Genomic DNA, 12,960 nt, shown 5'->3' on the forward strand with positions numbered 1-12,960 from the left:
TCTCAACTCCCGCCTTCCCGCGGCCGGATCAGATCTTCTGGGCTTCCAGCTCCCAGATCTGCGCGGAGTCGAACAGGTCCGAGGCGCGCGGCCGCGCCGACTCGTCGTGGCAGTGGAAGGCGGCCCAGAACAGATCGCCCGGCAGCGCGTCGCGCGGGGCGTACACCCGGTACACGTACTGCATGCCGTCCTGCGCCAGGAGGGCGATCATCCAGCACATCGGCGCTCCCTCGGCGGGCGGTGGGGACGGCTGTGTCATGGGATGAGGACGAGCCGGGGCGGCGGTCCGGTTGCGCCGGGGGCGGGGGCGACGCGGCACAAGCCGTCGGGTTGCCCTGTCAGGGGAGATTTCCGAGATCTCATCCGTAAGGAGGAGAAGCCGGTCATCCATACCCAACTTTCGCGGGAGCGCGAATGCTCCCCCACGGGGATGTTCTTGAGACGGACAGCTGATGGAGTTGAGGAGTGCACAGTCCTATTCCGGGAGCCCCTCGCCAGGTCCCCTCACCCGCAGACATCGACGCCGGACTCACCGCCGAGCTGGCCCCGGTGGTCGCGGGCGCCCGCAGGCGTGCGCTGCGCGACGGCGACCGGCAGGTGGACACCGCGCATCTGCTGCACTCGCTGATGGAGAGCGACCCCGACGTCCGGGCCGCCTTCGAGAGCGGGCCGCAGGTGGCGCGCGTGCTCGGCTATCTGGTGCAGCGCAGCATCGGGTACGGACTGCGCTGGCAGGGTTCCGTCGAGGACTCGGGGGCCGTGCCGCTGATCGGCCAGCCCGGCTGGTCGCCGGGTGTGCTGTCCGCCATGGAGTGCGCGCGGCGCCGCGCCTTCGCGCGGGGCGCCGCGCGGGCCACCGGTCTTGACCTGCTCGCCGCGCTCGCCGAGGATCCGCGGTGCCGGGCCGTCGAGGTGCTCGGACACGCCGGGGTGGACGCGGCCGCGCTGGCCTGCCGTCTGACCGAGCCGTCCCGGCAGGCCCGGAGGGCCTAGGGCCTGCCCGGCTGATGGCTGCTACACCGCTACCGCACGAGAGACGGCCCCGTCCGACCCTGATCCGCCGCATGCCCCCGAGTTCCCCGGTCTCCGGGGTCCTTCGCGCAGTCGCGCTCCGCCCAGCCGTCTCGACAGGTGTCATCCGGATGACGGTCCTGACCCGGCCTGTCATCATGTGCCGATGCACGCGTCTCAGGGGAGAAGCGTCGGCCTGGGACTCGCCCTGGTGTCGGCGTTCGCATTCGGTGGTTCAGGTGTGGCGGCCAAGCCGCTCATCGAGGCGGGGCTCGACCCGCTGCACGTGGTGTGGCTGCGGGTGACCGGGGCCGCGCTCGTCATGCTCCCGGTGGCCTGGCGCCACCGCCGCCTGGTGCTGCGCAAACCCGCACTGCTCGCCGGGTTCGGACTGCTCGCCGTCGCGGGCGTCCAGGCCTGCTACTTCGCGTCGATCTCGCGGATACCCGTCGGCGTCGCCCTCCTCGTCGAATATCTCGCGCCCGCGCTCGTCCTCGGCTGGGTGCGCTTCGTCCAGCGCCGGCCCGTCACCCGTGCCGCCGCGGTCGGCGTGGTGCTCGCCGTCGGCGGTCTCGCCTGCGTCGTGGAGGTCTGGTCCGGGCTGAGCTTCGACGCGCTCGGACTGCTGCTCGCCCTCGGCGCGGCCTGCTGCCAGGTCGGCTACTTCGTCCTGTCCGACCAGGGCGGCGAGGGCGACGAAGCGGCCGACCCGCTCGGCGTCATCGCCTACGGACTGCTCATCGGCGCGCTCGTCCTGACCGCCGTGGCCCGGCCCTGGGGCATGAAGTGGTCGGTGCTCGGCGGCAGCGCCGAGATGAACGGCACGCCGGTGCCCGCCGCGCTGCTGCTGTGCTGGATCGTGCTGATCGCGACGGTCGTCGCGTACGTCACCGGAGTCATCTCGGTGCGCAGGCTCTCCCCGCAGGTGGCCGGGGTGGTCGCCTGTCTGGAGGCGGTGCTCGCGACCGTCTTCGCCTGGGTGCTGCTCGGCGAGCACCTGTCCGCGCCGCAGATCATCGGCGGCGCGGTGGTCCTGACCGGTGCGTTCATCGCCCAGTCGGCGGCTCCCAAGGCCCCCTCGGGCCCCGTCGCCTCGGGCGGGCCGGCGCCCGCCGAAGGGGAGTTGTCGGCCAGCCGGTCCGCCGCATAGGGTTCCGAGCATGCATTCGACCGTACTGCCGCCTCCCGCCGCGTAACGCGGGCGGCCGCACTCCAGACGAAGACCCGGCTCGGGCAGTCCCCGAGCGGCTCGTCGCTGCCCGCGTACTCCAGGCACGCGACCAGCCAGCCGTCTTCCTCTTCGGAGTACGTACGTGTCGAACTCTTCCACGGGCCTTGCCATGGCCCCCTCCACCGCTCTGCCCGTCGGGCGCGGTCTGCTCTACCTGGCCGTCGCCGGGGTCGCCTGGGGCACCGCGGGCGGCGCCGCCGCCCTCGTCTTCGGAGCCAGCGACCTCGGACCGCTCGCCCTTTCTTTCTGGCGCTGCGCGGGCGGGCTCGTCCTGCTGCTCGGCGCGATGGCGCTGCGCCGCCGCCCCGCGCCCGCGGCGCCCGAACCGCGCCGCCGCCGACTGCTGCGCGTCCTCGGCAACGGCATCGGTCTGATGATCTTCCAGAGCGCCTACTTCGCGGCCGTCGAGGCGACCGGCCTCGCGGTCGCGACGGTGGTGACCCTGGGCGCGGGCCCCGTCCTCATCGCGCTCGGCGCCCGCCTCACCATGGGCGAGCGGATCGGCTGGGCGGGCACCGCGGCCGTCGCCGGGGCGCTCGCCGGGCTCGCGGTGCTCTGGATCGGCAACGGCGGCGGCACGGTCCGGCCCGCCGGAGTCCTGCTCGCGCTGGTGTCGGCCGCCGGGTACGCGGCCATCACCCTGCTGACCAGGTGGCTCGGCCGGGACGGCGGCGCCGCCGACCCCTCTGCCACCACGGCCTGGGCCTTCGGTGTCGCCGCGATCTGCCTGCTGCCGTTCGCGGCGGCGGAGGGACTCCTCCCGCACACCGTCGAACCGGTGCGGGTGGTCGTCCTGATGCTGTACGTGGCCGCCATACCGACGGCGCTCGCGTACGCGCTGTACTTCGCCGGCGCCGCCGTCGTCCGGGCCGCGACCGTCTCCGTGATCATGCTCCTGGAGCCGGTGAGCGCGGCGGTGATCGCGGTGTCGGTGCTCGGCGAACGGATCACCGCGGCCACCGCGGTGGGCACCACCCTGCTGCTGCTCGCGGTCGTCGGACTCGCGGCGGCCGAGGCGAGGGACGCCAGGGCCCGGCGGGCGGTGGCGCTGTAGAACGCGGCGGGCCCCCGCCGGCCGGGGGCCCACAGGTCAGCGGCGCCGTTCGTGATGGGTGTACGCCGCGAGGTCGCGCGGCCCTCCGCGCTCCTTCAGCGCGGCCGCCGTGCGTTGCTTCACGTACTCCGGCTTGTGACTGCCGTACTTGAACTTGGCCCGTACGCCCAGGACTTCGAGCCGCACCCCGCGCAGCCCGGACAGCGTCCGGCCGTACGGGACCTCGCCCGCGGCCACCGATGCCGAGCCGCCCTCCGGCTGGAAGTGCGCCAGTTGCCGGTTGAGCAGTTCCGCCTTCTGTACCGGGTCGTCCACCACATGGGCGGTGCAGCGGAGCTGGACGGCCGCGTAGAAGCTGGTCGGCACGCCGTGCTCCGGCGGCGCGTCCTCGGCGGCGCCCCAGGGGCCGGGCACGAAGACGTAGTCGTCGGTGACGCTCAGCACGACCTGCGGATCGGCGTCGAGCGCGGGCCACAGCGGGTTCGGGCGGGCCAGATGCAGCAGCACCTGGCCGTGCGGGCCGCCGTGTCCGGGCTCGTACAGGAAGTGCGTCGGCTGGACCGAAGGGGGCTCGCCCGGCAGCCCGTTGACCGCGAGCTGGCCGAAGTCGTGGGCGGCGAGCCACCGTTGCCACTCGCCGTCGTCCTCCGGGGTGTCCCAGGGGTGGATCAGCATGTCGGCCGCCCCCTCACAGTGCCGCGAGGTAGCCGGGCACGGCCAGCGACGGATCGAGGCCGTCCGCCGGGACGGGGGCGCCGTAGCGCGGGACGAGCGGCAGGACGCCGGCCCAGTGGGGCAGCGGGAGGTCCTCGGGGTCGTCGTTCGGGCCGCCGGTGCGGAGCTTCGCGGAGACCTCGTTCAGGTCGAGGCTGATCACGGCGGTCGCGGCCAGCTCCTTGGCGTTCGCCGGGCGCGAGTCGGCGGAGCGGCCCGGCACGACGTGGTCCACGAGCGCGTCGAGCGCGGTGCGCTTCTCCTGCGGATCGGTGACCTCGTGGGCGATGCCGTGCACCACGACCGAGCGGTAGTTGATCGAGTGGTGGAAGGCGGACCGGGCCAGGACCAGGCCGTCGACGTGGGTGACGGTCAGGCACACGGCGAGCCCCGGGTCGGCCTGGCCCGCCGCGCGCAGCGGGCGGGAGCCGGTGGAGCCGTGTACGTACAGCCGCTCGCCGACACGGCCGTAGAGCGTCGGCAGGACGACCGGAGCTCCGTCGCGGACGAATCCCAGGTGGCAGACGTACGCCGCGTCCAGGATGCCGTGCACCAACGCGCGGTCGTAGGAGGCCCGCTCGCGCGAGCGGGTGGGTACGGTGCGGTCGGTCGCCGGGTAGGGGGCCGCAGAGGCGGTGTCCGACATTGCGATCTCCATTGCACTAGTGCATAATCTTGTTTGTGCTAGGAGAATATCGGATTGTTGGGCGGCGCGCATCGGAGATTGCCGAGAGCGTGGAGCGCGCGGTGGGTTCCGGCGGACTCGAACCGGGTCAACTGCTGCCTCCGCTAAGGGAGTTGGCCACCGAGCTCGGGGTCAATCCCAACACCGTCGCGGCCGCCTACCGGCTGCTGCGCGACCGGGGCGTGATCGAGACGGCGGGCCGGCGCGGCAGCCGGGTGCGCTCGCGGCCCGCCAGCACGGCCCGCGACCTCATCCGCGTGGACGTGCCCGAGGGCGTGCGCGACGTCGCCGACGGCAATCCGGATCCGGAACTGCTGCCGCCGCTCGCCGACGCGCTCGCGGCCGCCGCCCGCCGCAATGCCGAAGAACCCGGTCGGTACATGTACGGGCAGGACCCCGTGGACGAGGAACTGGCCCGCCTCGCCCGCGCCTCCTTCGACGAAGGGGGCGTGCCGGACGGGCCGATCGGGGTGCTCTCGGGTTCGCTCGACGCCATCGAGCGGGTGCTCACCGCCCACCTCCGTCCCGGCGACGCGGTGGCGATCGAGGACCCCGGCTGGGGCGCGGTGCTCGACCTCGTACCGGCGCTCGGTCTGCGGCCCGAACCCATGGCGCTGGACGACGAGGGCCCGCTGCCCGAAGGGCTTGAACGCGCCCTGGCCGCGGGCGCCAGGGCCGTGGTGATCACCTGCCGCGCGCAGAACCCGACGGGTGCGGCCGTGAGCGCGGCCCGCGCCCGCGCGCTGCGCGAGATCCTCGCCGCGCATCCCGGGGTGCTGCTGATCGAGGACGACCACGGACACGGCATGGTCGACCTGCCGCTGCACCCGCTCTCCCCGGTCACCGAGCACTGGGCCTTCGTGCGGTCGGTGGCCAAGGCGTACGGGCCGGACCTGCGGCTCGCAGTACTTACTGGTGACGCGGTCACCCTCGACCGGGTGCGCGGGCGCCAGCGGCTCGGGCCCGGCTGGGTCAGCAGACTGCTCCAGCGGGCCGTCGTGGAGCTCTGGAAATCCGGGGCCGTCGACCCGGCGAAGGTGGCCCGCTCGTACCGGGAGCGGCGGGAAGGCCTGCTCCGGGCGCTGCGCGAGCGGGGGATCGAGGCCCGCGGGCGGAGCGGCTTCGTGGTCTGGGTTCCGGTGCCCGACGAGACGGGGGCGGTGGCCCGGCTGCTGCACGCCGGCTGGGCGGTGGCGCCCGGCGCCCGCTTCCGGATGGCCTCGGCCCCCGGGGTGCGGCTCACCGTGTCGAGCCTGGCCCGGGACGAGATCGGGCCGCTCGCGGACGCCATCGCCGCCGCGGTCGGTCCGGGCCCCGGGAACCGCTACGACTACTGAGCCGGGGACTTCGCGGACGTGGACTTCGCGCGCCGGCGGCTCTGGGTGAGGGCCGCGCCCGCGAGCACGACGGCCGCGCCGACCGGCGTGTTCCAGCTGAGGCTCTCGCCGAGGACCGCCACACCGGCGGCGGTGGCGATCACCGGAATGAAGTAGGTGACCATCTGCGCGGTCGTCGGGCCGACCTCGTTGACCAGCCCGTACTGGACGAGCACCGCGAACCCCGTACCGAACGCGCCGAGCGCCGCGACGGCCAGCAGCGGGACGAGCGGGAACGAGCTCGGGAAACCGGCGAACAGCGGGGTCACCAGGGCCAGTTGGAGGGTGGCCACGCCGAGCTGCGAGCCGATCAGGGACAGATTGGAGTGGCCGCTGCCCGCCAAAGTGCGGCGGACGTAGATCCAGCCGACCGGGTAGCAGAGCGAGGCGAGCAGCGCCATCGCCGTGCCGGTGACGTCCAGACCGTGGAAGCCCTGCCAGGCGCCGAGGACCGTCAGCACCCCGAGGAAGCCGAGGCCGAGCCCCGCGACCCGGCGGCGGGTCGGCCGGTCCTCGGAGAGCGCGACCAGCGACAGCGCCATGCCCCACAGCGGCGAGGTGGCGTTGCAGATGCCGGCCAGCGTGGAGGGGATCGTCAGCTCCGAGTACGCGAACAGCGAGAACGGCGCGGCGTTGAGGAGCAGCGCCGCCACGCTCAGATGCAGCCAGGTGCGGCCCCCGCGCGGCAGCCGTTCGCGCTTGACGGCCATGGCGACGGCGAGCACCAGCGTGCCGAAGAACAGCCGCCCGAAGGTGACCTGGAACGGTGCGTAGCCGTCCGTGCCGACCTTGATCAGCAGGAAGCTGAAGCCCCAGATCAGCGAGAGCGCCGCGAAGCGGACGCGCCAGTCCACGGTGGGGCGGCGCGCGGCGGACGAGGTCGGGGAGATCTGTGCGGAGAGGCCCCGGGAGGGGGCGGCGGTGCTCATGACCACCACGATGAGGCCCATCCATCACGTAGCACAAGCGAAAATTAACTGAGGTGATCGGTTAGCATTGCTTATATGTTGAACCTGGAGCGTCTGCGCACCCTCGACGCGGTGGCCCGGCACGGCTCGGTGGGCGGCGCCGCCGACACCCTGCACGTGACCACCTCCGCCGTCTCCCAGCAGCTCGCCAAGCTGGAACGCGAGGCCGGTCAGCCGCTGCTCGCCAAGAACGGGCGCGGGGTGCGGCTCACCGACGCCGGCCGGCTGCTCGCCGAGCACGCCGCCCGCATCCTCTCCCAAGTGCAGGTCGCCCAGGCCGAGTTGGAGGCCCAGCGCGGCCGGGTCGTCGGCGACCTCAGGATCGCGGGCTTCGCCACCGCCGTCCGCGGGCTCTTCCCCGCGGCGCTCGCCTCGCTGCGCGCCGAGCACCCGCGGCTCAAGGTCCGCTCCGACGAACTGGAGGCCGACGAATCGGTGCAGGGCGTGCTGCTCGGCGACCTCGATCTCGCGCTCGTACTCGACTGGTACAACAAGCCGCTGCCGCTGCCCGACGGGCTCGCCAAGCGGGCGGTGCTCGACGACCTCGCGGACGTCGCCATGTCGGCCGACCATCCGCTGGCCGGCCGGAAGGCGGTGGATCTGGAGGAGTTCGCCGAGGACGAGTGGATCACCTGGCCCGAGGGCGAATTCTGCAACGAGTGGCTGATGTTCACCCTGCGCGGCAAGGGCGTCGAGCCGCGGATCGCCCATGTGGCGCGCGAACACGCCACCCAACTCGCCCTGGTGGAAGCGGGGTTGGGCGTCAGCATCGCCCCGCGACTGGGCCGCGGTCCGGTGCCCGAGGGAGTGCGGGTGGTTCCGGTGCGCGACGCGATGAGCCGCCATGTGTACGCGGTGTGGCGCGCGGACGCCGACCGCAGGCCCTCGATCCGGGCCGCCGTCGACGCGCTGGCCGCGGCGGGGGAGCGGCTCGCCCGTCCCTAGGGGGTGCCCGCCTGTCGCCCCGGAACGGGTGGCCCTACCGCCCGAACTCGCCCCCCAGCTTGCGGAAGTCCCACGACACCACGGTGTCCGGCGTCAGCCGCAGCCAGGCGTGCCGCCCGTCGTGGACCATCTCCTCCAGGCCGAAGTTCTTCGCCGCGAACAGCCGCTCGGGGACGGCGAGTTCGGGACAGGCCCCGCCGGTGCGCGGGGCCTCGCCGACCGGGACGACGCGGCCGGTCAGCTCCACTCCGCGCAGCTCCCCGTACTCCGTGCCGTCGTCCACCACCACCGCCACCCGCGGGTCCTTGCCGAGCTGGGCCCAGCGCCGGCTGCGGGTGATCGAGTACAGCCAGAGCGAGGCGCCGTCCCAGACGTACCAGAGCGGGGCGACGTGCGGGCTGCCGTCCGCCGACACCGTGGCGACCCGGCAGGTGCGCTGCTCGCCGAGGAAGGCGTCCCGCTCCTCGTCGGTCATCATGATCCGGCGGCCCCGGCGCTGTGTGGCGGTCATCTGCGCCTTCCCTTCCACGGTGGCAGGCATTCTGACGGTACGTCAGAAATCATGACGCGCTCTTCCCTCGTCGCGCAATGGCGGTTAGCCTCCCGCGCCATGGCGACGAAGGAACACCTCGCGGAACAGCTCGACCCCGCCACCACCGTGCTGATGACCGTCGAGTGCCAACAGGGCGTGGTCGGCGCGGACAGCGCGCTGCCCGAACTCGCCAAGGAGGCGCGGGCGTCGGGGGCGCTGCGCAACGTGGCCCTGCTGGTGGCGGGCGCCCACGAGGCGGGCGTCCAGGTGCTGCACGCGGTCGCCGAGCGCCGGCCCGACGGACGCGGGGCCAGCCGCAACGCCCGGCTGTTCCGCGCCGCCGAACGGCTGCCGATACAGCAGTACTCGGGCTCGCGGGCGGTGCGGATCGCCGAGCCCATCGAGGTGGCGGACGAGGACATAGTCGTACGCAGGCTGCACGGCCTGTCGCCCGTGTCCGGCACGGACGTGGACGCGCTGCTGCGCAACCTGGGCTGCCGCACCCTGATCGTCACCGGGGTCTCGGCGAACGTGGCGATCCCCAACGCGGTCTTCGACGCCGTCAACCTCGGTTACACGGCGGTGGTGCCGGCCGACGCGATCGCGGGGGTGCCCGCCGACTACACCCCCGCGATGATCCGTCACACCCTTGCCCTCGTCGCCACGGTGACCACCACCGACGACATCCTGGGCTGCCTGAAAACACCCCGCCGCATCACGCGAGCTTGATCGAGCCCCCCTCGACGGAGATCGCGGCGGCGGGCAGCGGGGTGGGCGCGGGCCCGTGCTTGACGCTGCCGTCCGCCACGTCGAACTTGCTGCCGTGGCAGGGGCAGTTGATGGTGCCGCCGGACACCGTCGACACCGTGCAGCCCTCATGCGTGCACTTCGAGGAGAACGCCTTGAACTGGCCGGCCGTCGGCTGGGTCACCACCACCCCCTCGTTCGCGAAGATCTTCCCGCCGCCCTGCGGGATGTCGGAGGTCTTGCCGAGCACGACCCCTCCGGCGCCGCCCCCGGCCGACTTCGAGGGATCGGACCCGGCCGACTTGGAGGCATCGGACCCGCTCGCCTTGTCGGAGCCGCCCCCGCACGCGGTGAGCGCGGCGGCGAGCCCGGCCGCGCCGACCACCGCGATGACGGTGCGGCGCGCCGGAACCGAGGCGGATTCGGACGGGAGAGATTCGATGCTCATGCTTGCTGTCCTCTCGATGTATGTCGGTTGGCTGCGTGAGGGGGTACGCACCCGGACCGCCCCGCGTTCAGCGGTCCGGCCAATTCTCAGGGAGCGGCCCGCGCCCGCGCGGGAGGAAACGGGAGTGGGCACCCGATTGCCTCGAAGTAGCCTGGGGCCATGCTCACTGAAGTCACAGCGACCCGCTACGTCACGCCGTTGCGTGAGGGCGGCTCGCTCCCGGGCATCGTCGAGGCCGACGATCTCGGAACGTATGTCATGAAGTTCACCGGGGCCGGGCAGGGCCGCAAGACGCTCGTCGCCGAGGTCATCTGCGGGGAGCTCGGACGGCGGCTCGGGCTGCGCGTGCCGGAACTGGTCACCATCCAGCTCGACCCGGTCATCGGGCTCTCCGAGCCGGACCAGGAGGTGCAGGAGCTCCTGAAGGCGAGCGGCGGGCTCAACCTCGGGATGGACTATCTGCCCGGCTCGCTGGGCTTCGACCCGCTCGCCTACCAGGTGGACCCCGCGGAGGCCGGGAAGGTCGTGTGGTTCGACGCGCTCATCAACAACGTCGACCGGTCGTGGCGCAACCCCAACATGCTGGTCTGGCACGGGGACCTGTGGCTCATCGACCACGGCGCCACCATGATCTGGCACCACAACTGGCCGGGTGCGCAGGTGTCCGCGGCCAAGCCGTACAACGCCTCCGACCATGCGCTGGCGCCCTTCGGGCCCGAGATCGCCGCCGCGGCCGCCGAGCTCGCGCCGCTGGTGACCGAGGAGCTCCTGACCGAGGTCGCAGCCCTGGTCCCCAGCGAGTGGCTGGTCGACGAGCCCGGTTTCGAGACGACCGACGCGCTGCGCCGTGCATACGTAGAGCCGCTGCTCGCCCGGTCCGCGACGATTCACGAGCGGATCACGCTCGACGCGCCCACCGCCCCCAAGCCCTCGCAGGCCCCCGGCTGGCTGACCGAGCACGCCACCCCCTGGCCGCACCCCACCAAGAACAGCCAGAACAGCCAGAAGGATGCCGACCGTTGAGCAAGCGCGATGTCTTCGAGTACGCGCTGCTGCGCGTGGTGCCACGCGTCGAGCGCGGTGAGTGTTTCAACGCGGGCGTGCTGGTGTATTGCCGCGCCCGGTCCTACGTCGCCGCGCGCACCTATCTGGACGAGGCGAAGCTGAAGGCGCTCGATCCGCAGGCGGACGTCGTGGGCGTACGGGCCGCGCTGCGCGCCGTCGAGGGCGTCTGCGGCGGCGGCGAGGGAGCGGGGCAGGCGGCGGGCGACGACGCGGGCCGCCGCTTCCGCTGGCTGATCGCGCCGCGCTCCACCGTCGTCCAGCCGGGCCCGGTGCACACCGGTCTGACCGTCGATCCGGCGGCCGAGGCCGAGCGGCTCCTCGACCTGCTGGTGCGCTGAATTCCGCCGCCCTGGGGGTGTGACATCCGCCGGGGGATCCGCAGGCCGTTGACACCGCGTGCCAGGGCTTCTAGCGTCTCGTCTGCTGAAGCTACTAAGCGGTTGCTCAGTGACTGAGGGCCGCGGATCCCAGGGCGAGGAGAACAGCATGTCCACCACCGAGCAGCGTGTCGCCATCGTGACCGGGGCGGCGCGGGGCATTGGCGCCGCGACCGCCGTCCGGCTTGCGGCCGAGGGCCGGGCCGTCGCCGTACTCGACCTCGACGAGGCGGCCTGCAAGGACACCGTCGACAAGATCACCGCGGCGGGCGGCCGGGCGGTCGCGATCGGCTGCGACGTGTCCGACAGCGCCCAGGTGGAGGCGGCCGTCGAGCGCGTCGCCGCCGAGCTCGGCGCGCCGACCATCCTCGTCAACAACGCGGGCGTGCTCCGCGACAACCTCCTCTTCAAGATGAGCGAGTCGGACTGGGACACCGTGATGAACGTGCACCTCAAGGGCGCGTTCCTGATGGCCAAGGCCTGCCAGAAGCACATGGTGGACGCCAAGTGGGGCCGGATCGTCTCGCTCTCCTCGTCCTCCGCGCTCGGCAACCGGGGCCAGGCCAACTACGCCGCCGTCAAGGCCGGCCTCCAGGGCTTCACCAAGACCCTCGCCAAGGAGCTCGGCAAGTTCGGTATCACCGCCAACGCCGTCGCCCCCGGATTCATCGTCACCGAGATGACCGCGCAGACCGCCGCCCGGGTCGGCATGGGCTTCGAGGAGTTCCAGGCCGCGGCCGCCACCCAGATCCCGGTCCAGCGCGTCGGCCGGCCCGAGGACATCGCCAACGCCATCGCCTTCTTTGCGGGCGACGACGCCGGATTCGTCTCCGGCCAGGTCATGTACGTGGCCGGCGGACCGCTCAACTAAGGCCAGGGACAAGGAACATGACTGTACTTCCCGAACTGTCCGGCAAGGTGGCCCTGGTCACCGGAGCCAGCCGCGGCATCGGCTACGGCATCGCCGAGGCGCTCGTGGCCCGCGGCGACCGCGTCTGCATCACCGGACGAGGCGAGGACGCCCTCAAGGAGGCCGTCGAGAAGCTCGGCTCCGACCGGGTGATCGCGGTCCCGGGCAAGGCCGCCGACGAGGCCCACCAGGCCACCGCGGTGGAGCGCACCATGGAGGCCTTCGGCCGCGTCGACTTCCTGGTCAACAACGCCGGTACGAACCCGGTGTTCGGCCCCATGGCCGAGCTCGACCTGAACGTCGCGCGCAAGGTGTTCGAGACCAACGTGATCTCCGCGCTCGGCTTCGCCCAGCAGACCTGGAAGGCCTGGCAGAAGGAGAACGGCGGCGCGATCGTCAACATCGCCTCCATCGCCGGAGTCTCGGCCTCGCCCTTCATCGGCGCGTACGGGATGAGCAAGGCGGCCATGGTCAACCTGACCCTCCAGCTGGCGCACGAGTTCGCGCCTGTCGTACGGGTCAACGCGATCGCCCCGGCCGTGGTCAAGACCAAGTTCGCGCAGGCGCTCTACGAGGGCCGCGAGGCGGAGGCCGCCGCGGTCTATCCGATGGGCCGGCTCGGATTGCCCTCCGACATCGGCGGCGCGGCCGCGTTCCTCACCTCCGGGCAGTCGGAGTGGATCACCGGACAGACGCTGGTCGTCGACGGCGGGCTGTTCCTGAACGCCGGAGTCCACTGAGCGAAGGGGTATGGGCGCGGTGCGCCGACGTGCTCCTGGACACGCCAAGTGCCCGTCCCCGCTCGTAGGGGCGGGCGCGGGCGGCGTTGTCAGTGGCGGCGGGTAGGTTCTGGAATCTGCGCCGAAGGTGCAGGAACCGAACGTCCCACGGAGGTTG

Annotated in this window: 16 protein-coding genes; 10 read left to right on the top strand and 6 right to left on the bottom strand. The window is 72.6% G+C overall.

Features of this window, described 5'->3' with window-relative positions; translation table 11 throughout:
- Positions 1-28: 28 nt before the first annotated feature.
- Positions 29-220, bottom strand: coding sequence for a hypothetical protein (locus ACIQ8J_RS11970; RefSeq protein ID WP_403270513.1), 192 nt, complete (start codon positions 218-220; stop codon positions 29-31).
- 245 nt (positions 221-465) lie between these two features.
- On the opposite strand from ACIQ8J_RS11970, the gene ACIQ8J_RS11975 reads away from it, so the two are divergent.
- The 3 genes from ACIQ8J_RS11975 to ACIQ8J_RS11985 all read left to right on the top strand — a co-directional run bounded on the left by ACIQ8J_RS11975 (position 466) and on the right by ACIQ8J_RS11985 (position 3,296).
- Positions 466-993: a Clp protease N-terminal domain-containing protein gene (locus ACIQ8J_RS11975; protein WP_403270432.1), complete on the top strand. Its 528-nt coding sequence runs from the start codon at positions 466-468 to the stop codon at positions 991-993.
- 184 nt (positions 994-1,177) lie between these two features.
- Positions 1,178-2,161, top strand: a complete 984-nt coding sequence (locus ACIQ8J_RS11980; protein ID WP_403270429.1) for an EamA family transporter — start codon at positions 1,178-1,180, stop codon at positions 2,159-2,161.
- 190 nt (positions 2,162-2,351) lie between these two features.
- Positions 2,352-3,296, top strand: a complete 945-nt coding sequence (locus ACIQ8J_RS11985) for a DMT family transporter (RefSeq protein WP_403270511.1) — start codon at positions 2,352-2,354, stop codon at positions 3,294-3,296.
- A gap of 36 nt (positions 3,297-3,332) precedes the next feature.
- Here the strand turns inward: ACIQ8J_RS11985 and ACIQ8J_RS11990 are convergent, their stop codons facing one another.
- Positions 3,333-3,971 (bottom strand): FMN-binding negative transcriptional regulator, encoded by a 639-nt coding sequence (locus ACIQ8J_RS11990; protein WP_403270426.1) that lies wholly within the window; start codon positions 3,969-3,971, stop codon positions 3,333-3,335.
- 13 nt (positions 3,972-3,984) lie between these two features.
- Entirely contained in the window at positions 3,985-4,668 is a 684-nt protein-coding gene (locus ACIQ8J_RS11995; protein WP_403607805.1) for a pyridoxamine 5'-phosphate oxidase family protein, read from the bottom strand.
- Between the two features lie 23 nt (positions 4,669-4,691).
- On the opposite strand from ACIQ8J_RS11995, the gene ACIQ8J_RS12000 reads away from it, so the two are divergent.
- Positions 4,692-6,032, top strand: a complete 1,341-nt coding sequence (locus ACIQ8J_RS12000; protein ID WP_403270421.1) for an aminotransferase class I/II-fold pyridoxal phosphate-dependent enzyme — start codon at positions 4,692-4,694, stop codon at positions 6,030-6,032.
- On the opposite strand, the gene ACIQ8J_RS12005 is transcribed toward ACIQ8J_RS12000, so the two are convergent.
- Positions 6,026-7,000: a DMT family transporter gene (locus ACIQ8J_RS12005; RefSeq protein WP_403270419.1), complete on the bottom strand. Its 975-nt coding sequence runs from the start codon at positions 6,998-7,000 to the stop codon at positions 6,026-6,028. The two genes, ACIQ8J_RS12000 and ACIQ8J_RS12005, sit on opposite strands and share 7 nt — an antisense overlap.
- 75 nt (positions 7,001-7,075) lie before the next feature.
- Between ACIQ8J_RS12005 and ACIQ8J_RS12010 the strand changes: the two genes are divergently transcribed.
- Positions 7,076-7,984 carry a LysR family transcriptional regulator gene (locus tag ACIQ8J_RS12010; RefSeq protein ID WP_403270416.1) on the top strand — a complete coding sequence of 303 codons (909 nt, stop codon included), beginning with the start codon at positions 7,076-7,078 and terminating at the stop codon, positions 7,982-7,984.
- A gap of 34 nt (positions 7,985-8,018) precedes the next feature.
- Here the strand turns inward: ACIQ8J_RS12010 and ACIQ8J_RS12015 are convergent, their stop codons facing one another.
- Entirely contained in the window at positions 8,019-8,495 is a 477-nt protein-coding gene (locus tag ACIQ8J_RS12015) for a pyridoxamine 5'-phosphate oxidase family protein (protein WP_403270415.1), read from the bottom strand.
- A gap of 99 nt (positions 8,496-8,594) precedes the next feature.
- Here ACIQ8J_RS12015 and ACIQ8J_RS12020 point away from each other — a divergent pair, with 99 nt between their 5' ends.
- A complete protein-coding gene (locus ACIQ8J_RS12020; RefSeq protein ID WP_403270412.1) occupies positions 8,595-9,245 on the top strand; it encodes a cysteine hydrolase in 651 nt (216 codons plus the stop codon).
- Here ACIQ8J_RS12020 and ACIQ8J_RS12025 read toward each other — a convergent pair.
- Positions 9,232-9,711 carry a Rieske (2Fe-2S) protein gene (locus tag ACIQ8J_RS12025; RefSeq protein ID WP_403270409.1) on the bottom strand — a complete coding sequence of 160 codons (480 nt, stop codon included), beginning with the start codon at positions 9,709-9,711 and terminating at the stop codon, positions 9,232-9,234. The genes ACIQ8J_RS12020 and ACIQ8J_RS12025 overlap by 14 nt on opposite strands.
- A gap of 159 nt (positions 9,712-9,870) precedes the next feature.
- Here ACIQ8J_RS12025 and ACIQ8J_RS12030 point away from each other — a divergent pair, with 159 nt between their 5' ends.
- The 4 genes from ACIQ8J_RS12030 to ACIQ8J_RS12045 all read left to right on the top strand — a co-directional run bounded on the left by ACIQ8J_RS12030 (position 9,871) and on the right by ACIQ8J_RS12045 (position 12,803).
- Complete coding sequence (locus tag ACIQ8J_RS12030) at positions 9,871-10,734, top strand: HipA family kinase (protein WP_403270407.1); 864 nt, start codon at positions 9,871-9,873, stop codon at positions 10,732-10,734.
- Positions 10,731-11,114, top strand: coding sequence for a DUF3037 domain-containing protein (locus tag ACIQ8J_RS12035; RefSeq protein WP_403270405.1), 384 nt, complete (start codon positions 10,731-10,733; stop codon positions 11,112-11,114). Before ACIQ8J_RS12030 ends, ACIQ8J_RS12035 begins: the two co-directional genes overlap by 4 nt.
- A gap of 148 nt (positions 11,115-11,262) precedes the next feature.
- On the top strand, positions 11,263-12,024 hold the full coding sequence (gene fabG / locus ACIQ8J_RS12040; protein WP_403270402.1) for a 3-oxoacyl-ACP reductase FabG: 762 nt from the start codon (positions 11,263-11,265) through the stop codon (positions 12,022-12,024).
- A gap of 17 nt (positions 12,025-12,041) precedes the next feature.
- On the top strand, positions 12,042-12,803 hold the full coding sequence (locus ACIQ8J_RS12045) for an SDR family oxidoreductase (RefSeq protein ID WP_403270399.1): 762 nt from the start codon (positions 12,042-12,044) through the stop codon (positions 12,801-12,803).
- The last annotated feature ends 157 nt before the right edge of the window (positions 12,804-12,960 follow it).

It is taken from the genome of Streptomyces sp. NPDC094147, from assembly GCF_044764265.1.
In the GTDB taxonomy this organism is placed as follows: domain Bacteria; phylum Actinomycetota; class Actinomycetes; order Streptomycetales; family Streptomycetaceae; genus Streptomyces.